The organism is Longimicrobiales bacterium, assembly GCA_028823235.1.
GTDB lineage: Bacteria > Gemmatimonadota > Gemmatimonadetes > Longimicrobiales > Gaopeijiaceae > UBA2589.
The window spans coordinates 105,810-125,438 of record JAPKBW010000001.1; the positions used below are offsets into that span (position 1 = coordinate 105,810).

18 protein-coding genes are annotated in these 19,629 nt (G+C 61.4%); 10 read left to right on the forward strand and 8 right to left on the reverse strand.

The window, feature by feature from the left end; all coding sequences use genetic code 11:
• Positions 1 to 354: 354 nt before the first annotated feature.
• From OSA81_00390 to OSA81_00400, 3 genes are all read right to left on the reverse strand, one after another.
• Positions 355 to 1,236 (reverse strand): NAD-dependent protein deacetylase, encoded by an 882-nt coding sequence (locus tag OSA81_00390; protein MDE0897448.1) that lies wholly within the window; start codon positions 1,234 to 1,236, stop codon positions 355 to 357.
• Entirely contained in the window at positions 1,223 to 2,365 is a 1,143-nt protein-coding gene (locus OSA81_00395; protein MDE0897449.1) for a hypothetical protein, read from the reverse strand. The genes OSA81_00390 and OSA81_00395 overlap by 14 nt, the downstream gene beginning before the upstream one ends.
• A 237-nt stretch (positions 2,366 to 2,602) precedes the next feature.
• The gene (locus OSA81_00400; GenBank protein MDE0897450.1) at positions 2,603 to 3,826 is read right to left on the reverse strand and encodes a threonine ammonia-lyase; all 1,224 of its coding nucleotides are present in this window, start codon (positions 3,824 to 3,826) and stop codon (positions 2,603 to 2,605) included.
• Between the two features lie 114 nt (positions 3,827 to 3,940).
• Between OSA81_00400 and OSA81_00405 the strand changes: the two genes are divergently transcribed.
• Positions 3,941 to 5,689, forward strand: a complete 1,749-nt coding sequence (locus tag OSA81_00405; protein MDE0897451.1) for a PDZ domain-containing protein — start codon at positions 3,941 to 3,943, stop codon at positions 5,687 to 5,689.
• 3 nt (positions 5,690 to 5,692) lie between these two features.
• Here the strand turns inward: OSA81_00405 and OSA81_00410 are convergent, their stop codons facing one another.
• Positions 5,693 to 7,369 (reverse strand): M14 family metallopeptidase, encoded by a 1,677-nt coding sequence (locus OSA81_00410; protein MDE0897452.1) that lies wholly within the window; start codon positions 7,367 to 7,369, stop codon positions 5,693 to 5,695.
• Positions 7,370 to 7,618: 249 nt separating this feature from the next.
• On the opposite strand from OSA81_00410, the gene OSA81_00415 reads away from it, so the two are divergent.
• The 4 genes from OSA81_00415 to OSA81_00430 all read left to right on the forward strand — a co-directional run bounded on the left by OSA81_00415 (position 7,619) and on the right by OSA81_00430 (position 11,100).
• Positions 7,619 to 8,233, forward strand: coding sequence for a hypothetical protein (locus tag OSA81_00415; GenBank protein ID MDE0897453.1), 615 nt, complete (start codon positions 7,619 to 7,621; stop codon positions 8,231 to 8,233).
• A gap of 123 nt (positions 8,234 to 8,356) precedes the next feature.
• Positions 8,357 to 8,617 (forward strand): hypothetical protein, encoded by a 261-nt coding sequence (locus tag OSA81_00420; protein ID MDE0897454.1) that lies wholly within the window; start codon positions 8,357 to 8,359, stop codon positions 8,615 to 8,617.
• Positions 8,618 to 8,796: 179 nt separating this feature from the next.
• Positions 8,797 to 10,599, forward strand: a complete 1,803-nt coding sequence (locus OSA81_00425; GenBank protein ID MDE0897455.1) for an ATP-binding cassette domain-containing protein — start codon at positions 8,797 to 8,799, stop codon at positions 10,597 to 10,599.
• Between the two features lie 78 nt (positions 10,600 to 10,677).
• Positions 10,678 to 11,100, forward strand: a complete 423-nt coding sequence (locus tag OSA81_00430) for a hypothetical protein (protein ID MDE0897456.1) — start codon at positions 10,678 to 10,680, stop codon at positions 11,098 to 11,100.
• A 39-nt stretch (positions 11,101 to 11,139) separates the two neighbouring features.
• Here the strand turns inward: OSA81_00430 and OSA81_00435 are convergent, their stop codons facing one another.
• Entirely contained in the window at positions 11,140 to 12,249 is a 1,110-nt protein-coding gene (locus OSA81_00435; protein ID MDE0897457.1) for an aromatic ring-hydroxylating dioxygenase subunit alpha, read from the reverse strand.
• Positions 12,250 to 12,790: 541 nt separating this feature from the next.
• On the opposite strand from OSA81_00435, the gene OSA81_00440 reads away from it, so the two are divergent.
• Genes OSA81_00440 through OSA81_00450 form a run of 3 tightly spaced genes read left to right on the forward strand, consistent with a single transcriptional unit; the run spans position 12,791 to position 14,018 of the window.
• Positions 12,791 to 12,925: a hypothetical protein gene (locus tag OSA81_00440; protein MDE0897458.1), complete on the forward strand. Its 135-nt coding sequence runs from the start codon at positions 12,791 to 12,793 to the stop codon at positions 12,923 to 12,925.
• A complete protein-coding gene (locus OSA81_00445) occupies positions 12,922 to 13,437 on the forward strand; it encodes a thiamine pyrophosphate-binding protein (protein ID MDE0897459.1) in 516 nt (171 codons plus the stop codon). Before OSA81_00440 ends, OSA81_00445 begins: the two co-directional genes overlap by 4 nt.
• Entirely contained in the window at positions 13,437 to 14,018 is a 582-nt protein-coding gene (locus OSA81_00450) for a thiamine pyrophosphate-dependent enzyme (GenBank protein ID MDE0897460.1), read from the forward strand. Before OSA81_00445 ends, OSA81_00450 begins: the two co-directional genes overlap by 1 nt.
• A gap of 388 nt (positions 14,019 to 14,406) precedes the next feature.
• Here OSA81_00450 and OSA81_00455 read toward each other — a convergent pair whose 3' ends face one another.
• Together OSA81_00455 and OSA81_00460 are read right to left on the reverse strand one after the other, a co-directional pair.
• Positions 14,407 to 16,056: a PQQ-dependent dehydrogenase, methanol/ethanol family gene (locus OSA81_00455; GenBank protein ID MDE0897461.1), complete on the reverse strand. Its 1,650-nt coding sequence runs from the start codon at positions 16,054 to 16,056 to the stop codon at positions 14,407 to 14,409.
• A complete protein-coding gene (locus OSA81_00460) occupies positions 16,053 to 16,850 on the reverse strand; it encodes a c-type cytochrome (GenBank protein MDE0897462.1) in 798 nt (265 codons plus the stop codon). The genes OSA81_00455 and OSA81_00460 overlap by 4 nt, the downstream gene beginning before the upstream one ends.
• A 140-nt stretch (positions 16,851 to 16,990) precedes the next feature.
• Here OSA81_00460 and OSA81_00465 point away from each other — a divergent pair, with 140 nt between their 5' ends.
• Positions 16,991 to 17,320 (forward strand): PPC domain-containing protein, encoded by a 330-nt coding sequence (locus tag OSA81_00465; protein MDE0897463.1) that lies wholly within the window; start codon positions 16,991 to 16,993, stop codon positions 17,318 to 17,320.
• Positions 17,321 to 17,645: 325 nt separating this feature from the next.
• On the forward strand, positions 17,646 to 17,852 hold the full coding sequence (locus OSA81_00470) for a cold-shock protein (protein MDE0897464.1): 207 nt from the start codon (positions 17,646 to 17,648) through the stop codon (positions 17,850 to 17,852).
• A 538-nt stretch (positions 17,853 to 18,390) separates the two neighbouring features.
• Here OSA81_00470 and ychF read toward each other — a convergent pair.
• The gene (gene ychF, locus OSA81_00475; protein ID MDE0897465.1) at positions 18,391 to 19,506 is read right to left on the reverse strand and encodes a redox-regulated ATPase YchF; all 1,116 of its coding nucleotides are present in this window, start codon (positions 19,504 to 19,506) and stop codon (positions 18,391 to 18,393) included.
• Positions 19,507 to 19,629: the final 123 nt, after the last annotated feature.

The window sequence follows — 19,629 nt, forward strand, 5'->3', positions numbered from 1 at the left end:
CCGGAGTCGCTACACGCGCCTAATGGCCTCGACTGATGGCAGATTCCGGGCACGAACGGCTTGGATCCATGCTGCGAGTGCAGTCGCGAGAGACAGAGCGCTCACTGGTGTCAGGAAAGTGCTCGGACTGAGCGCAGACACCTCGAAGGGCAACGTCTCGAGGAAGCTCGTCGAAAGCGCAGCCGCCACACTCCCAAAGACGATTCCAACGCCATACGCACGCCCATCTCACGTCGACTCTGGGCAACGTGCTATGCCAGGACGGAGTCAGATGCAGACCGCACCGAGTCCGAGTCCCAGTCCGAGGACTCGGAGCACCGGTCGATGGAAAGCTCTCTCCGTTCGTAGGGTGCGCTACGCCGGAGAGAGGCCCAGAGAAGAGACGAGCTGCGGCACCACCTCGCCGAGCCGGCCCTCGACCTTCACCGCGGCTACTTCGTCGGCTCGAGTCGGTCCAAGGTTGAGCACGCCGATGGGCATCTCTCGCTCAACCGCTCGGTACACAAATCGTCGCCCAGAGTAGACTGTCAACGACGATCCAACGACCAGAAGGACGTCGGCGTGATCGAGCATCCGCCAGGCCTGTTCAACGCGTGGCTTCGGGACATTCTCGCCAAAGAACACCACATCAGGCTTCAAGTTACCCCGGCAAGCGTCACAGGACGGCAGGACGAAACCCTCATAAGAGGTCCCCTCGAGGTCCGCGTCTCCATCGGGCCCCGGTGACGCGCGGAAGGGTGTTCCACTCCCGCCCAACCACGATGGATTCGCATCCAAGAGCCGCGCCTGCATCACCTCTCGCGCCAGCCGCTCGCCACAGTCGAGGCAGATCACGTAGGCCAGTGACCCGTGGAGCTCGATGACCTCCTGGCTTCCCGCTGCATGATGCAGGCCGTCGACGTTCTGAGTGATCAGCCCCGAGACCAGTCCGGCTTGTTCCAGGCGGGCGAGCCCTTTGTGTGCCACGTTCGGAACAGCCGTCGTCATTCGACTCCATCCAATGGCACTTCGGGCCCAGTACCGCCGCCGGGCTTCGGCCGAGCGGACGAAGTCCCCGTACTGAACAGGACTTCGCGTCTTCAGTCGCCCTTCTGTGCCCCGATAGTCGGGGATCCCGGACTCAGTGCTGCACCCAGCGCCGGCCAGAACTACGCAACGGCGGTCACGAAGCAGTCTCGTAGCCGCTTCGAGCGCGTTCGCGTCTGGAGGCGTCAGACTCCCGTTATCTCCGACCATCCCGCGGCACGAACTTCGTGACACCCTGCACCGGCCCGACTTCGCCCGCGTACACGTTGCCCTCAGCGTCCGCGGTGACACCCTCTCCCATCGATCCGACGCCGCCCATTCCGGACGGCCGTGCGGATTCATGGGCCGGCACGAACGACCATACCTCACCCGTGCGCGCACTTCCAACCCGCAGGCCCTTCATCCATCCACCCGGGTTGTAGTTCTCGTCGGACTCGGAGTCGATCGCGTAGAGAACGTCATCGGCATCAATGAAGATCCCGCTGTTACGGCTGAACTGATACCAGGTGTCGAGGTGATTCCCGTCCTGGTCAAAAATCTGAATCCGACGATTCCCACGGTCGGCGACAAAAAGGCGACCCTGTGAGTCGAACGCGAGGGAATGCGGCGAACGGAACTGGCCGTCGGCGTAGCCCCACTCACCAAAACTCATGATCATCGTCCCGTCCGGGGCGAACTTGGTGATCCGACTCTTCGAGTCAGGTCCCGGCTCATCCTGAAACTGAGCGGTGTGAGTCTCGGCGACGTAGATGCTTCCGTCCGGCCCGACGATGACGGCATTCGGATCAGTAAAATGCGTAGGTGGATCTCCCCTTACACCGGGAGTGCCCAGGGTCATCAGCAGCTCACCCGTCGGGCTGAACTTGAGCACAGTATGCCCATTCATCGGCGCATTGGGTGTACGCTCGAGCTCGCGTGCGTTAGGCGAGCGGGCGTCAGCGATCCATACGTTCCCCTCGGCGTCCACATCCATGCCGTGCGGCCATGTGATGAGTCCTGCTCCAAGGCTGCTCACCACGTTCCCATCCGGGTCGAGCTTGACGATCGGATCGGCGTCGGACTCCGCACACGAATTCGACCCGCACCGGTCCCCTGCCCAGATGTGAACACCGTCGACATCGACGTGGATTGCGCTAACCGAGCCCCAGGTGCGGCCGTTCGGAAGGACTCCGAAGTCACGCATCGTTTCATAGGGGTTGGGCAGGTCGTTGACCGGCTCGACGGCTGCATGTTCCGGCGGACCCGATGCCCCCCGCTGGGCAGAGACTGTCTGAGGTGCGAGGGCAGCCAGCACGCAGGCAGACAGGGTGATGGAACGAAAGCTAGGGAAACGACTCATGGGGCACCTCAGACACTGGGCGGGATCGTTCGTATGTTGGTCCGCCGAATGTGTGGACACGACCCAGGGTGTGCCAGTTCCAGCCAAGATGAGAGCTCGGTGACGGGATGGTCGGAAGAACGCCCGTCGGATCGCGCCCCGGCTCGCACTGCGCCCTAAGCCTGCGCTGTCACATTTCTCCATCATCGCCCCACTGCCCGGTGGCGAACCCCAGACGCCTCGGCCGGAGGCATCGCACTAGCCGCCGCCGGCCCGCTCCGTCAGCTGACGGGTACAGAATCCCCCGGATACCAGCCGCGCGATAATTTCTTTGGCATGTGCGACATCTCGCATTTCGACTACGGCGTCGAGTTCTGCCCGTTTCACCGAGACGTCGGCGAACATCCGCTGATGATAGGTCTCGACGATGTTTCCGCCGGCGTCGCCGATGATCTGCGCGACCTTCGCGAGGGTCCCTGTCTGATCCGTGATAGAGATCCGCAGCCGGGCGAGATGCCCCTCTCGGGACATGCCACGCAACAGGACGGACGAAAGCAGGCGTGGATCGATGTTGCTGCCGCAGGCGACGAGAGCAACGCTCTTTCCGGCGAAGCGCTCGTGATGCTCCTGTAGCGCAGCGAGAGGCGTCGCACCCGCCCCTTCCACGAGGAGCTTGGCCTCGATCAGCATCGACTGGACCGCAACTTCGATCGACGCCTCGCTGACAACGAAGATCTCATCCACGAGCCGGCGCACGATCTCACGAGTGATGGTCCCGGGCGACTTAACGGCGATGCCGTCCGCGATCGTATCTCCGCCAAGCACTTCATCGAGGCCGTTCAGCACATTGTACATCGACGGATAGACCTCGGTCTCGACTCCGAAAATCTCGATATCGGGCCGAATCGCCTTTGCCGCAATCGCGATGCCGGAGATGATGCCACCTCCTCCGATCGGGACGATAATCGCGTCGAGGTCCGGCACGTCCTCGAGCATCTCGAGGGCCACCGACCCCTGTCCTGCAATAATTTCTTCGTCGTCGTAGGGGTGAACGAAGGTCAGTCCGTGTTCCTTTGCTATCCCGTAAGCAAAGGGCTCCGCAGCGTTCAGCGTGTCTCCACGCAAAATGACGCGAGCTCCAAACGCCTCGGTGCGCCGGACCTTGTTGAACGGCGTGCCTTCCGGCATGACGATCGTGGCCGGGATGCCGAGGCGCTGCGCGTGAGCGGCGACTCCCTGAGCGTGGTTCCCCGCAGAAACAGCGATCACGCCGCGCACCCGCGCAGCCGAGTCCATCCCAAGGAGCTTTACCAGGGCACCACGGTCCTTGAAAGACCCCGTGCGCTGGAGCGTCTCGAGTTTCAGGTAGACATTCGCTCCGAGCGCCGTAGACAGAGCCCCGGACAGCACGATCGGTGTGCGCACGACTTTACCCGAAATCCGCTCTGCGGCCTCGCGGATGTCCTCGAGGGTGATCGGCATTGCATACTCTGGGTAAATAGCCGGTTGAGCGGCCGCGGGAGAGGGTCCTTTTCGACGAAGAAGCTATCGCCAAATCGGGGTGCGTGGAGGCTTGATGCGCCTCAGGTTAACCGAATGAAACACTCAATTGTCTCGGCACTCACAGTCCTGACCCTGGCACCTGCTACTGCGCTGGTTGCCCAAGTGCCCCCGAGCGGACTCGATGCGGCGGTCATTCGCAGCTACGTGTGGCCAGGCGCCGCCTCGGAGTTCACGGCAGCAGCCGCCACGCTGTCCACGGCGTCCTGGGCTCGTGAAGTCGATCAGGCCGCGATGGACGACCTGGCCGAGATCCTCCGAGAAGGACCTCCAGCTCTGGACCGGACGGTGCCTGAGCGAGGCGATAGCGTGAACGAAATGGTTGTCGAGCTCGCGTCAGGGCGACGCGTGCCCCTCTGGGTTCGTCTGCCGTCTGACTGGACCCCCGACCGCCATTGGCCCCTGATGTTCGCGATGCACGGTGGGCCCCCTGGGAGCATCGAAGCTGCGGTGAACAGTGGCCGGCGCATGATCTCGGTCTGGGCGGAGGCCGCAGAGGCGGCAGGGTGGATCGTGGCGTCTCCGGCGATGGTCGACGTCGTCTCGCGAGACGGACGAACCGATGACCGTCTCCCCTATGAGATCTTTCAGCCCGAGGAGGCTCGGGAGGTCGTTGAGACGGTACGCCGGATGTATCGGGTGAACCCAGATCGGATCGTTTCGACCGGCATCTCCCTGGGGTCAAACTTCTCGATCGCCTACGCGGCGGCTTACCCGGACTGGCTATCCGGAATCGTGCCTGTCTCTACCGAGGGAGAGTCGCGGGAGCACCTTCTGAGGAACGTTGCGAACACCCCCGTCTACGTCCTCGAAGGGTCTCAGGATCAGAACATCCGCGGGGTGAATGGCCCTCGTTCGATGCGGGATATCCTCAACAAGTTCGGCAATGATCTCGTGTATCGAGAGTTCGGGGACCGCGCTCACGAAGGATTTCCAGAGCACTATCCCGACGTGTTGAGTTGGCTCGATGCGCGCCCGAGACAGAAAAATCCGACCGAGATCCTGCGCGTTCCGCACGCAGGGATCTCGGGGACGAGCCGAACCCTTCACTGGATCGAATCACGCGACCGCCAAGGAGTGATCCGGGCAGGAGCGGAAAGACATGAAGCGGCGGTCGGACCGAACGAGGTCGGGACCACGATTCACATAGAGGCTCGATGGACCAGTGGCGTCCGTATCTACTTGAACGATCAGATCGCGAATCTGGACCGGCCCGTGCGCGTGATCGCGAACGGAGCGTCCTCGGTGCACTACCCGACCCGCTCCATTGAGATGGCCCTCGAAATTGTCCGCACCCGGGGCGACGAACGACTGGTATTCCCGGTCAGCCTGGACGTGGAACTGCCAACGGGCAGAGCCTCGGTGGCCGCCGGGGAGACGCTCTGGAGTGAACTCGCCCCAACGTACTCAGAAGGAGTTCTCTCATTTTGGGAGATGTACGCGGTCCGAGCGCTCCAAGAGCGATTTCCGAATGTGGGATTTTCCGGTACCGAGGTCGGGATGCCTGTGGACACCCGCACGACCGCACCCGAACAGGTCGCCCTTCGTGTCGACTCCGTATCCGATGACAGCCCAGCGGCTGCGGCCGGCCTTCGCCGCGGCGATGTGCTGCTCAACTTCGGCGGCGAGCCATTCTTTCGAGGCCGCGGGGGCGTCACGGGGCTCCATCACTGGCTCGTCAGAGAGCTCAGGACTCACCCGCAATCGTATGAGCTAATCGTGTGGCGAGACGGCGAGCGTATGGTTCTCACCGGCTCGTTCAGCCTGGGCCCCTACTCGGGATAGCCACTACTCCGGCTCGCGGGCCCCGCGCACAGAAACCGTGGACCGCACTGTGCCCGCCTTCTCCGACCAGACCACAACCGTGGCCGTCGCCGGGGCGGAGACGTCGATCACCCGGAGGCTCCACGCCACAGTGCGCTCCGTCGCGGGGCCGGTGCGGGTGCCGGGGAGCACCCCTATCGCCACCTCGGCATCTCCTGTGACCACCTCAGCGTTCTCCAGCTCGACGCGGACCTTTACCGGCTGCGCGATCTCCAATTCGTGCAGCGCGTGGTCCGTCGCGGTGGCCATCCAGCCGGTGTTGCTCACTGTCGCCGAAAGGACGGTTGAGTCGCCTGTCCGAGTGAACTCCAGCCGCGCGATTGCAACCTGAGGGGTCTTATCCGCAAACGTCAGAACCCACTCGACATTGCGTTCCACCTCCTCTGCGATAAGCCGGTCGGGAGGGCTCGACGTCGACCAGCGATCCCATCCCCCGAGCTCGACCGAGCCGAGGTCTGGGTGCTCATAATCGTACCAGCCGATGAAGCCCGTTCCATCCAGGACATCATCGTTCCATGCGAAGAGTGCGTCTTGTCCCTGCCCGATCGCATGAGCCCACATCTCTGTGGTGATCGCGAGAACTCCGAACTCCTTCGACGCCCAGTCATTGAACACGCCGTGCCCGGGGCTCATCAGATCGACGATGACCTGCTTCTGGTACGCATAGTTCTCATACCCGGTAATCGCGACCCCATCTGCGGCGATCTCCCGATACGCAGCGAGATCACTCTCGGGAAAATCCCAGTCTTGATCTGCGAGCGTCGGGAAGCGGAGAATCAGGCCGCCGGACGTATGAAAGGTGTGCACCGCCGCAATGTTCGGACGGTCCGTGATGTAGGTGACGAGCGCGTGCGTCTCGGGCTCGGAGAGCGGGAACGGTCCGGAAGCGAACTGCGCCGCGCTCCAGTTGGCCGGAAAATTCCGGTTCAGATCGACGCCCCCTACACGGTCCTCGTTGAAGGCACCGTCCCCATCATTGTCGATTCCTTCCCCTACTACGCGATAGCGGGGGCGGTCAGTGGACACCCCGCGGAGTCGAGCCATGCGGCGGACGTCCGTCGCGTGGACGACCCAACCACCGTCCGGGTCGGGAATTCGCATCTGAAGAATACGGCCGTCGCCATCGAGGTCCTCCGGCGGATCCTCGTCGACTCGCCCATCGCCGTCCTCATCGACGGGGCGAACGTTCCAGCGATGGTTCTCAGGCGTATCGACGGAGATCGCCCGTCCATCCGGATTCACGATCGGAACTATATAGAAGGCCCGTGTGTCAACCAGTTCGCGAAGGTCCACGCCGGCCGAGTGCCCCGCAAGTAGTCGGTCCAGGAAGGCCAACGCGCCCTCGCCGCCCAGCACCTCACCCCCATGGATATTCCCGTCGACGTAGAAGCCAGGCTTCTCGGAGGCGAGCCCGGTCATCGGGTTGTTCACGTCGACTGCCCAGATCGGCCGACCTTCGCGGCTCTGGCCGATGACGCCGAGGGTTACCAGTTCGGGATACCTAGAAGCGATTCCCTCCAGATATGTCTCGATCTCGTCGAGCGTGTGGTAGTGATCGAAGGTGATCAGTCCGGTGCTCTGCCCAGCCAGAGGCACGGCTAGGATGAGTCCGACGAGAAGTGGCGCGGCAGAACGGAACATGACGACCTCGCTGAAGGTGGCCTCGTATGGTTTCGCTCAACCGGCGTGAGCGCAATCGCCAGGCACAGGAAGATTCCGACACCGTAAGTCCAACCCGGAGAACGAATTCCTCACCCACACTTCGTTCTGACGCAGACGTTGGTAGCTTGTTAAGTGCGAATCTCCGGGTGGGCGGCTTCGAAAAAAGCCGGATCTGGTCGAATTGCGCCTCATTCTGAAATCAGAACTCCCGATGGTGTGAAGTCGTACATGTCTCGTTCGCTTGAAATCAAACGCGTTTCCCGTGAGATCGCTGAACTTTCTCTCGCGGAACAGGAGCAGGACGGCCTGCTCAACGTGCGGCAAAAGGAGCAACTCCGACGGGCGATCGCTACAGCCGGTGAAGAACTGGGTTGGGGCGATATCGAAACGAAGAGCGGTGATCCGCTCCCCGTGATCCACAAGGCGATGCTGCGCATGGCAAAGAACGGTGCCAAGGCGATGGCGAGGGATCTCGACGAACACCTCACTGCCAAGAAAAAAGAGACAAGGACGCTCGAGAAGATGAAGGAGTCTCTCCGCAAGCGAGGAGAGGACCCCAAGACCGCATTTCCGATTATCGAAACGTACAATTTCTCGGCGCGAGACGCGTCGCAACTCTACGTGACGAAGACCGAGAACCTTGAGCTGAATGAGGCTTCCGAGGCTATCAGCGCGGCGGACGGCATGGAGCGCAGCACGAACTCACGCGCCAAGCTGACCGACCTGATGATCCTTGATCTCAAGCACAAGCAGGTGCGCGAGGCCCTGATGACAAAGAACCTGCCCGAGTTCGTCGAAGCGGCGCACCCCGTGATTCGCGCCGTGCTTCATATCCTAGTTTAGGCTGGCTACCGCTGGTCTAGGCTAACCACACTCCGGCTCACGATTCTGGGTTCGCCTCAATAGCCGACGGATCCGTCGGCTGGCTGCAGCTTCGAAAGCCGGGCGCACATCGTCCAACAGCTTGTGGACGATGACACGAACTGGCGCTCGATCCTCAGGGGCCTCAACGCGGACCTCCCACGCCAGATCGTATCTGGTGCCGAGGTCGAGGCCTACATCCAGGACGCATCTGGGGTGAAGTTCGACAACGTGTTCGATCAGTACCTTCGGACGACCATGGTTCCGGTGCTTGAGTGGTCCAACGTAGCGGACGGCTTCGACATGCCGATCCGGGTCGCGCTGACCGCGGGATCAAAGGTGATGCTCGAGACCCGCCAGAAGTAGGCCACAATCGAGATCGCGACCGATGTCATCGAGATCGTCTTCGACGCGGACTTCTACGGGAAAGGTCGCAGGGTCCAGGCCGGCCCTCCACTGCAGTTCACCGCTCCAGTTCGCCCCGGCGGGCCCTTCTCACTTCACCGCCGTGTTGACTTCGCCGCCGAATCACAGATGGTTCGGCCATGGCCCTTCTCAGTTGCCAGTCTCTGCGAATCGCGTTCGGTGGTCCCCCACTTCTGGAGGACGCGAGCCTCCAGATAGAACGTGGCGAACGTGTCGGACTCCTTGGCCGAAATGGTGAAGGCAAATCGACCCTTTTCAAGATCATCATGGGAGAGATCACCCCGGACGCCGGGGAGGTCGTTCGGGACTCGGGCACCCGCATTTCTCTCGTCAGCCAGGCGCCACCCTCCGGCTTGTCGGGGTCGACTCTCGAAGTGATCGCGTCGGGCTCCGAACACATGCCCGCAGAAGAACATCACGCGGCGCGCCTCTGCTCGATTCTTCACTTGGACCCCGATCAGGACTTCGCATCGCTGTCGGGCGGCCAGCAGCGACGAGCACTGCTTGGCAGAGCACTCGTCACGGATCCGGATGTCCTTCTGCTGGACGAGCCGACCAACCACCTCGACCTCGACCACATCGACCAGTTGGAGGCCATGCTTCTGCGCTTCAAGGGCAGCGTGTTCTTCATCACGCACGATCGTGCGTTCCTTCAGAAGGTCGCGACCCGAATCACAGAACTGGATCGCGGCCGACTCACATCATGGGCATGCGACTACCCGACCTTCCTCGAACGGAAGGAGGAGTTGCTCTCAAGCGAGGAGAAGGCCTGGGCACTCGAGGACCAGAAGCTGGCGAAAGAAGAAGTCTGGATCCGACAGGGCATTAAGGCACGTCGCACACGAAACGAGGGGCGAGTGCGCGCCCTGGCAGAACTGCGACAGCAGCGTTCCTCTCGCCGGGATCGGGTCGGCCAAGTCCGACTCAAGGTCGCCGAAGGAGCCCGCGCGACAGCGAAAATTATGGAGGCGAAGTCGGTATCGTTTCAATACGAGTCCGCCCCCGAAGGAGAGACCGACCCGACCATCATCCGGGACCTTTCGGTCGAGATTCATCGCGGCGACAAAATAGGGATCATCGGCCCCAACGGGTGCGGAAAGACCACGTTGCTCAACCTTCTCCTGGGTAGCCTCAAGCCAACGAACGGACAGATCAAGCACGGGTCGCGACTCGAGATCGCCTATTTCGATCAGCACCGCGACCAGCTCGTCCCGAACGCGACCGTCTCGGACTCCGTCTCGGAAGGAAACGAATACGTGACCGTCGGAGACGAGCGAAAACACATCTACGGCTACCTCCAGGACTTCCTCTTTTCCGCCGAGGTCGCTCGGCAGCCTGTGTCGAGTCTGTCTGGTGGAGAGCGCAATCGCTTGCTCCTCGCTCGCCTCTTCACACGCCCTGCGAATGTTCTCGTCCTCGATGAGCCGACCAATGACCTGGACACCGATACGCTCGAGCTACTCGAGGAGCGCCTCAGGACTTTCAATGGAACAGTTCTGACGGTCAGTCACGATCGAGCCTTCCTCGACAACCTGTGCACGAGCACGCTCGTCTTCGAGGGTGGAGGCGAGTTCAAGGAGTACGTGGGTGGCTACTCGGACTGGAAGCGGACGATTGCGCGTCGCGGACCAACGGAGGCCACAGCCGAAGTAGGAGACACGAAGGCGCCCTTGAAGCAAAAGCCGGCTGCCCCGGGTACACGAAAGCTGTCCAACAAAGAGCGGAAGCTCTGGACCGAACTCCCTGGCCGCATCGAGGCACTCGAGCACGAGCTCCATCAGCTCCAAGTGCAGCTCTCGGACGTGTCGTTCTTCCAGGGACCACCTGAAGAGATCCGCGTAGTTACAGAGCGTGCTAAGAAGATCCCAGAAGAGATCGACGAATCGTTCGAGCTCTGGGGTGAGCTGGACGAGCGAGTCTGATTAGGCCCTTCCACGCAGTGCCCCTCCACGGTAGATCTCGTGTCCCACATGGACCTGCCAATTCCAGAGATGAACTCGATGAGCAATCCCCACGAAAGTGCCACAACCCTCATGCGGCTCTATGAGCTGCGGCGTGAGGACAAAATGCGTGACGCGCGAACGTATGTCGTTCGCGGCTTCAATCCGAAGTCCGTAGAGGAAGTCGGTGCACTCATGGGCACAGAGGAATACACCTACGTACGAATGGTCGTCGGCTACTGGGACATGGCGGCGTCATTCGTGGTGCACGGTGCCATTGATCCGTCGATGTTCCGTGAACTCAGCGGCGAGATGCTCGCCACGTACTGCAAGTTCGAACACATGATCGATGAGATCCGCGAGACCTTCGGCCAGCCGGGGTTGCTGGCCAATGTGCAGAAAGTGGCCGAGGAGTGGCCTGGTGCGCAGGAGCGCATGGAAGGTATGCGTGTGTACTTCCACGAGCTGGCGGCGAACTCCTAAGCGAGATCGCGACAGAGATCGACTGGTAGAGTCGACTCCCTAGGAACCGCCCTCTCCAAGGGCGCGAAGATACTCCCGGTCCCACGCGGCGATCATGCTTTCGAGTTCCGCGTAGGGGCCGGGGGTGTACGCGCGAGATGAAATCCCCTGCTGGGACAACTCGCTCACATGCCAGTCCTGCTTATTGGTCATGTTCCAGAATTCGACCGCGCCACTCGGGTCAAAGTCCGGAGCCGAGATGGCGTCCGGGTGGAACAGCCAGTCACAGACGATCCGGGTCCGGTCCGTCGCGAGGCGGTCGATCCGGTGGATCAGCACATAGTCCGGATGCAGACTGAGCAGGAAATTGGGAAACACCGTGTAGTACTGCGCGCAGTTGAGCGCATCTCCCTCCAGTTCACCGAGCGGCGGCGCGCAACGCTGGCCGCTCATGGTCATGCTGCCGCCTTCGATTTCCATTCGCATCGGCCCCCCCAGGAAGGGGCCCTCTTCCAAATCGTTCGACGAGTTCCGGAAAGGCGTGAGCCGGTTCAGCACAGGATGGAGCCCCGGACAGTGATAGCACTCCGAGTAATTCTGGAAGACTAGCTTCCAGTTCGCCGGGATGTCGTACACGATCCGGTGGGCCCTCTCGAGTTCGTCGAGTCCCCAAGACGCGAACTTGTCGATCAGAGGTGCAAAGGCCTCTTCGAATGGTTCCGGCTCATTCGCAAGATTGACGAAAATGCAGCCTTCCCAGAGCGCGAGAGACGCCGACTTCAACGGATAATTCTCTTTGCAGAAGCCTTCGACCTCGTCCATGAACGGCGCACCACTCAGCGTACCGTCGAGTGCGTATGTCCATGCGTGGTACATGCACTGGATCGACTTGGCTAACGTCCCCTCCGGCTCCGACACGAGACGCGTCCCACGGTGTCGGCAGACGTTGTGGTGCGCCCGGATCTCGCCTTCGTAGTCCCTCAGGACGATGACGCTCTCAGTCTCGACCTCGAACAGGAAGTACGACCCCGGTTCGGTTAGATCAGAAACACGACCGGCGAAGAGCCAATGCTCAAGAAAGATGCGCTCGGTCTCGGCCTCATAGACGTCCTCGCCGGCGTAATACCTCCGGGCGAGGGTCTTGGCATTGAACGCTGTGCGGCTCGACATGGGCGAACTAAGAGAGGGAGAGAGAGGACTCGTATAGGTACGACGGATGCGGGCGAAGCTACACATCGCGCCCAAGGATAGGGAAGAGAGGGCTATGGTCGAGCTCGATTGTCCATGATTTAAGTGATTACTAAAACACAGAAATGGCCGCTCCTGCCTCAGATCCCTCGGCATCGCTCCTCACCGCCATGGAGCCGCGCCGGGTTCCAGTTCAGATCCCGTCAACTATGGACGCGTCCGGGCACGCGAGCGGCTGGGGCTTCCACTTGAGGCAGGTAGAGTTCTATGCCAATCGGCACGACGATAGAGGACTGACGGAGGCGAACACTCACCGGATGGTTCTCAGCCTGGAACGATCAGGACAACGACACGCGGCGCGAGATACTGCGCTCGGCCCGCGTGGCCGAAGCCGAGAAGCACTGGTCAGATGGCGAAGCACTGGGCCCGCCGGCGCCCAGGAAGGCTTACCACCACGTGCGCGCACGTCCGGACGGCACGATACTGCGGGTGACCGCCCTTCCCCCTCCATCCTGACGACCGCATGAAGAACCCGCTCGTCCGAAGCACCCTGGCCGCCATCGCCGGATACATACGGTGGCGCTATTACGCGAACCCCATCTTCGGTGCTGTCGCAGTCTGGCTGGGTGCCCGTCTCGATAAGAGAGCGACAACGTGACGGTTTCGTACGACAACTCGAAGGCGGTCTTCGAAGGGATCAAGGCCGCCGGTATCACGAGCATCTCGGCGCTCCCGGAGACCTGGCTCGGCCTTCTGTTACAGCGCGCGGAAGACGATCCGGACATCTCTTTGATTCAGGTCGCGAAAGAGGAAGAGGCGGTAGGCATCGCCGCCGGCGCCTACTTCGCGGGAGAGCCTCACATCCTGCTCATGCAGAACCACGGTTTCTTCGGAGCCATTAACGGGATCGTTTCTCTCGCGCAGCTCTACGGGATTCCGTTGTGCATGCTCATCGCCCTTCGCGGCCACTGGGGCGAACCGTACCCCTGGCATACGCGCGGCGGCATCGTCACTGAAGACGTGCTTCGGGCCCTGACGATCCCGTTCGAATACGCGCGCGACCCCGACCGCGTCGGAAAGCAGATTCAGGAAGCGTGGACGTTTTCCCAGAGTTCACTCTCTCCGGTCGCGCTGCTCCTCACTAGAGACCTGATGGAGGAGGACGACTGATGGAACGCGCCTCCTGCATCGAGATGCTCTACCCGGAGCTGGAAGACAGACTTGTAGTAACGATCATGGGCGCTTGTGCTCAAGAGCTCTACGACCTGGGCCATCGTGAAAACTTCTTCTACCTGCAACACGCGATGGGCCTGGCATCCTCAATCGGGCTGGGCCTGGCGCTGCATCGCCCCGAGGAGAAAGTCGTGGTTCTCGACGGCGACGGATCGGTCCTCATGAACATGGGAGGCCTCGCGACCCTTGCCCGGTACCGTCCGAAAAACTTACTGCACGTGATCTTTGACAACGGCAGCCTGCTTTCGACAGGCGGCTTCGATTCGCACACGACGCAGGGAATTACCGACCTCGCCGCGATCGCCCGCGGGGCAGGCATCGAGCACGTCGATTCCGTGGATTCGGAGATGGCGTTCGGAGAAGCCGCGGTTAAAGCGCTTGAGCGCGACGACCTCAGCGTCATTGTCGCCAAGGTGAAGGCGGTCGGCCCAGACAACTACGGCATGGACCTCGCGCTTCCGGAAAACGCGTTCCGTTTCAAGCGGTTTGTTCGCGACAGAAAGGTCGCGAACGGATAGCTCACTCGGTGGTATGCCAGGCACACCACGCTGAGCTCTACATCGCCTGCTCGGAAGCTTCCAGGTTCTGCGAACACCGGGACGCCCTCACCCGTGTAGTAGCTCGCGTCATGGTCATAGTGCGGATGGGCTACGAGAACCGCATCAACGTCCGGGTCATCGGGGCAAGTGCAGCCCTTCCAGCGGTTGCCATTGTCCGGGTCGATGAGGATCCGGGTCGGTCAGCGACCCCTGTGCCCCACTCTCCCCAGGAAGGAATCCGAGAGAAACCAATGCCATGAGGATGCGAACCGTGGGCCAAACCACGACCTCACCGCTGATCTCTCCTCCACGAACACCCCCGCTCCCCGGGGAACCCAGTAACCCAGTCTTGGCACCCCGAGACCCGTCAGTCCCGTAGCCCGAAGGTCACCAGAGCGTGCCCGGAGATCACCGAGACATACTGTTTTCCATCGACCATGAACGTGATCGGTGCCATGACGATCTGCCCCCCGAGACTCGTCTTCCAGAGCAGCTCCCCAGTGCGTGCATCAAGCGCATGGAAGTGTCCCTCTCGACCACCGGTGAAGAGCAGATTCGATTCGGTCGTCAGCATCCCGCTGTCACTCACATCGAACTGGTCATACTTCCACACGGGCTCTCCCGTGTGCGGATCCATCGCCATCACGGTCCCATGCCCAACAGCGTCGGTCCAGGTGTTGATGGGGGTATCGCGACCGATACCGATCGCTGGAGCACCGGGAGCCGGCGTATTCACGCTGAAGCCACCGCCGAGGTACATGCGCCCCGGTATGTACTCCGATTCTTCTGGTGCGTAGATGGTTGAGTAATCCTCCCACGCCGCGAAGTAGAACAGGCCCGTGCGGGGGCTGTACGCCGGTGGATACCAGTTCGTCCCACCCTGGTTGCCTGGCCACGTCGGCATGCCCTCAGGCTGGGGAGTCGGAATCGGTCGTCCGTTATCATCGAGACCGCTCGACCAGTTGACCTTCACGAACGGTGTCCCGGACAGGAACTCTCCGGTGATCCGATCGAGCACGTAGAAGTAGCCGTTGCGGTTGGCCCACAGCATGAGCTTCCTCGCCTCGCCGTTCCAATCGGTATCGACGAGAAGCGGCACCTGCACCGCGTCATAGTCGTACCCGTCATTCGGCGTGAACTGGAAGTGCCACTTGAGCTCGCCTGTATCTGCGTCGAGCGCGACGACCGCATCGGAGTAGAGGTTGTCGCCAGGCCGCTGGCCCGGATTCCAGTCGGGCCCCGGGTTCCCCACCCCCCAGTACGTCAGATTCAGATCGGGATCGAAGGAGCCCGTGATCCAGACCGGTGCGCCCCCGTGCTCCCAGTCGTCTCCCTCCCACGAATCGTGCCCCGGTTCGCCCGGTCCGGGAATCGTGTAGAACCGATACACTTCTTCTCCCGTCGCTGCGTCGAAGGCCGCAACGAATCCGCGGATGCCGAACTCACCGCCACCCACGCCGACGAGGACTTTGTCCTTCACGACGAGCGGGGCCATGGTGATCGAGTAGCCCAGCGCCGGATCTGCGAGGGACGTCTCCCAAAGCAACTTCCCATTCGTCCGATCAACCGCCAGCAAAGTCGCGTCGAGCGCGCCCATGAATACCCGATCGTCGAGGATTGCCACGCCACGGTTGTTCGCGCCACAGCATACGCGTGCCTCGTCGTCGTTCGTGTGGCGATACTGCCAGAACACACTCCCGGTCACGGCATCGACAGCCATGATGTCATTGGGCCTCTGCGTGATGTACATAATTCCGTCTGCGACGATCGGATTCGATTGCCACGCACCGAAGACATGATCCTGGAGCATCCATTTCGATTCGAGTTCTGCCACGTTGGCCGGCATGACCTGCGTGAGGCTGCTATAACGCTGGCTTGAATAGCCACCGTTGTACGTGAGCCAGTTCTCAGGCGTGTCGGCCGCGTTCAGGATCTGTTCGTACGACACCTGCGCAGTTAGGGGTGCGGCACAAATCAGGAGGGTCACAGCGACCCCCGTCCACGCCGGCGCTTTCATCGGACCCCCTGGAGTGTCATCAAGTAACCGATCACCTCGGCAACCTGCTCAGAAGACAGTGTTGTCGGTCGCATTGTGGCCTGTTGGCTCACTTCGTATTCGACGAGATCAGCTTTGATGAGGGACCGAAGACGGCCGTGGGAGTCGATCAATTGCACGGAGTAGGTGTCCTCGTTCAATCGACGACCTTCGACCGTTTCGCCGCTTCGCGTCACTGCCCGAATCGGTCGGTTGATAGGAATCAGAGAGCCGTCCGGATCCAGAAGCACCCGTTGAAGCGCGGCCGGAGTGCGAATCGCACCGATGTCGCTGAGGTCCGGTGCGGTCAGAGGCCCCGCCCCGTTTACTCGATGGCAAGAGGCACAGTCTCCTCCACCGGCGAATAGCGCCCGTCCTGCTTCCGCGTCACCGATTCTCACTGCCACGCCACCGGGATCGAACCCAGCACGAATGAACGCGACCAGTCCGTTGAGCTCTTCCTCACTCAGGTCGAAAGCAGGCATCCGGCCGCCTCCCACCCCCGAAGCCACGACAGCGCGGATGGCATCATCCGAAGACCCCCGGCGGAACTGACCGGTTCTGAGGTTCACGCCGTCGACCTCATCTCCGTTCGAGCCATGACAGAGAGCGCACTCCGCAGTGTACAAACGCGAACCATTCTCAATGTCCGTGGTCGTGTACCGATGGTCGTCGAACCCCTGGGCAGAGAGCGCACCGCCAGAGTGTGAGGGCACCGCCACGCCGGTGATCCACATCGCTAGACAACAGGCACTCACAGGCAAGATATATCTCATCTTCTACGTCGTGACGAGGGGGACAGGGTTAGAGCCTCGCCAACATACAGAGTCAGCCCTGTGCTCGCGCAAACATCAAGGGAGACTGGTCAGGCTTCGGATGACCTCAGCTCCTGTCGATTTTGAATTCGTCGTAACCAATGTCACTGCACGCAGAGCAAGGTCTTCGTGCAGGGGGGCGGGAGTTCGGCCAGTTGACGTCGGCTGAGCCGGTGGTCGAGGGGCAGCCAGGTCAGGCCTGGGCCTTCCATGCCAATGTGGGTCAAGCCGTCACCATCGACCTGATCTCCGACAGCTTCGACAGCTACCTGCGCGTCCTCGGCCCGGGGCTCGGGACGCTTGAGAACGATGACGGCGGTGACGGTATCCATTCCCGCCTCGAAGTCACGTTCCCGGAAAATGGTGCGTGCCTAATCCACGCCTCATCACTTGGCGGGGACACCGGAATATTCCCGTTGCGAATACGCTGAGTTGCTCGCATTCCCGCGCCGGGATTCTCTGGCGGGGCCGGCCCGGAGGGTCCTGGACGGCATTCTCTGAAGTATGAACGAGTTTCGCACAGACACTTTTGTGTGTTTTCAGGTTGACACCTCCATCGGTTCGGGCGAGCATCTCCATACTGCATTCGCATAAGGCAACAGCATCATGGAGGTAGCGACCTGAATTTGAGGTCGTTTTCTCTTGGGAATGGTGACCAAGTGGGTCACAACCGGTGCGGAGGATCCGCGCCACAACAAAGCAGTCGGGAAGTACGTTCATCGTGGCTCCGACTCGAACAACCAAGGAGCGCATACGATGCGTACCCAGGGCACAGTAAAGTGGTTTAACGACCAGAAAGGCTTCGGCTTCATCACTCCGGCGGACGGCAGCAAGGATTGCTTCGTTCACCACAGCGCCATTCAGGCCGAGGGCTTCAAGACCCTCGCTGAGGGCGCTTCGGTAGAGTTTGATATCGTCGAAGGAGCCAAGGGTCCGGCAGCGGAGAACGTTGTCGCCCTCTAGGCACTGGTCAGTTTGATCGATGCCTAAAAATGGGCCGTCCCGAGCAATCGGGGCGGCCCATTTTCTTGTATGTACGTGTCCGTAACTCAGTGCACGAGGTTCCGCCCACGAGGAACCGGCGGATGCGGTAGCCAAGGCCACTCAGGACCGAGAAGTCAGGACGAGTGGATAAGAGGAACGCCTGTTCGATGTCGTCAAGAACCACGAGACGACTCGGACAAGGACTGGAGCGTGAAAAGCTTCTGCTAGACCGCGGGAAGGATTGAGGTCAGCGCAGTGGCGTCTGCGCGGAGGCGAACTCCTCACCGGGCGAGCCAGCGACGGTTCGATTGGCGGACCCGTACACCCAAGCTGCCAAACGCGTCAGCAGCAGACTTCTGTACGGGGCGACGCGTGCAAGCCGGGCCGCGTCCGGGGCCCACCTACTTGGTGCACACGGGTCGATCTCGGTCAGCGGCTGCGATTCGGCAATGCCCTTCCCCCTCAGGAGTCGGGCTCATGGTGGCGGTCTGATTGAGACCGACCTGGAAAGCCGAACCTAAACGTTGAAGCGGAACAGCATGATGTCGCCGTCAACGACAGTATAGGCCTTCCCTTCGGACCTGAGCACTCCCTGATCACGAGCCACCTTCCACGATCCGACCTTCTCGAATTCGTCGTAATGGATCGTTTCTGCGCGAATGAAGCCTCGCTCGAAGTCCGAGTGGATGGTCCCAGCGGCCTGAGGCGCAGAACTCCCGACTCCGGTGGTCCAGGCCCGACTTTCGTTCTCACCCGTGGTGAAAAAAGTCACGAGCCCCAGCAGGTCGTAGCCAGCTCGGATCAGTCGATTCAAACCGGTCTCCGCGAGCCCTAGGTCCTCCAGGAATAATTGCCGGTCCTCCGCCTCCATCTCTGACAGTTCAGACTCAAGCGCACTGCAGATCGCTACAACGGCTTCTTCCTTGTCCGATGCCGCCGCGTCTCCAGCAACCGCCTCTCGGAGGGCTCGGACCCAGGCGTTGTCGGCCGCCGGCAGGTCATCCTCGGACACATTGGCCACGTAGAGTACCGGCTTCGTGGTGAGCAGCTGGAAGCCTTTCAAAATCGGGAGATCGTCGTCCGACAGGTCCGCAGAGCGAACGGGCTTTCCCTCGGATAGTGCTTCGTAGGCTTTGTCGAGAACCGCCTTCTCACGGATGGCGTCCTTCTCACCAGACTTCGCCTTCTTTTCGACCTTCTCGAGTCTCCGCTGCACAGTCTCGAGATCCGCGAGAGCCAGCTCTGTCTCGACGATCTCGCGATCGCGGACCGGGTCGACCTCCCCGAGCACGTGGGTGATGTCCGGATCATCGAAGCAACGGAGGACGTGAGCGATCGCGTCGACCTCTCGGATGTTTCCGAGAAACTTGTTTCCGAGACCCTCACCCTCAGACGCGCCCTCGACGAGCCCCGCTATGTCCACGAACTGGATCACGGTAGGGATTCGGCTCTTCGTCGCACCCAATTCGTGGATCCGGTCCAGACGAACGTCAGGAACCTCGACGATTCCGACGTTCGGCTCGACGGTGCAGAACGGGTAATTCTCAGACGGCGCACCTGCTGCGGTGAGCGCGTTGAACAGGGACGACTTCCCCACATTGGGGAGTCCGACGATTCCGACCTTAAGCATCAGTAGAGGGGGTGGTGATACCTGGAGCGGCACTGAAGGAACGGTGCCCGAGAACCTGAGAGGCTAGTGGCAACCGAGGGCGGGTTCAACGTCCATCCATCCACTCACTTGCTCGGGCGGCGTGCC

Bases quoted from the DNA above. Each gene is read 5' to 3' on its own strand.
- OSA81_00405 (MDE0897451.1), top strand. From the start codon at position 3,941: ATGAAACACTCAATTGTCTCGGCACTCACAGTCCTGACCCTGGCACCT.
- OSA81_00395 (MDE0897449.1), bottom strand. From the start codon at position 2,365: ATGAGTCGTTTCCCTAGCTTTCGTTCCATCACCCTGTCTGCCTGCGTG.
- OSA81_00435 (MDE0897457.1), bottom strand. From the start codon at position 12,249: ATGTCGAGCCGCACAGCGTTCAATGCCAAGACCCTCGCCCGGAGGTAT.
- OSA81_00400 (MDE0897450.1), bottom strand. From the start codon at position 3,826: ATGCCGATCACCCTCGAGGACATCCGCGAGGCCGCAGAGCGGATTTCG.
- OSA81_00390 (MDE0897448.1), bottom strand. From the start codon at position 1,236: ATGGTCGGAGATAACGGGAGTCTGACGCCTCCAGACGCGAACGCGCTC.
- OSA81_00470 (MDE0897464.1), top strand. From the start codon at position 17,646: ATGCGTACCCAGGGCACAGTAAAGTGGTTTAACGACCAGAAAGGCTTC.
- OSA81_00465 (MDE0897463.1), top strand. From the start codon at position 16,991: ATGTCACTGCACGCAGAGCAAGGTCTTCGTGCAGGGGGGCGGGAGTTC.
- OSA81_00455 (MDE0897461.1), bottom strand. From the start codon at position 16,056: ATGAAAGCGCCGGCGTGGACGGGGGTCGCTGTGACCCTCCTGATTTGT.
- OSA81_00460 (MDE0897462.1), bottom strand. From the start codon at position 16,850: ATGAGATATATCTTGCCTGTGAGTGCCTGTTGTCTAGCGATGTGGATC.
- OSA81_00450 (MDE0897460.1), top strand. From the start codon at position 13,437: ATGGAACGCGCCTCCTGCATCGAGATGCTCTACCCGGAGCTGGAAGAC.
- OSA81_00410 (MDE0897452.1), bottom strand. From the start codon at position 7,369: ATGTTCCGTTCTGCCGCGCCACTTCTCGTCGGACTCATCCTAGCCGTG.
- OSA81_00440 (MDE0897458.1), top strand. From the start codon at position 12,791: ATGAAGAACCCGCTCGTCCGAAGCACCCTGGCCGCCATCGCCGGATAC.
- OSA81_00415 (MDE0897453.1), top strand. From the start codon at position 7,619: ATGTCTCGTTCGCTTGAAATCAAACGCGTTTCCCGTGAGATCGCTGAA.
- OSA81_00425 (MDE0897455.1), top strand. From the start codon at position 8,797: ATGGCCCTTCTCAGTTGCCAGTCTCTGCGAATCGCGTTCGGTGGTCCC.
- OSA81_00430 (MDE0897456.1), top strand. From the start codon at position 10,678: ATGAGCAATCCCCACGAAAGTGCCACAACCCTCATGCGGCTCTATGAG.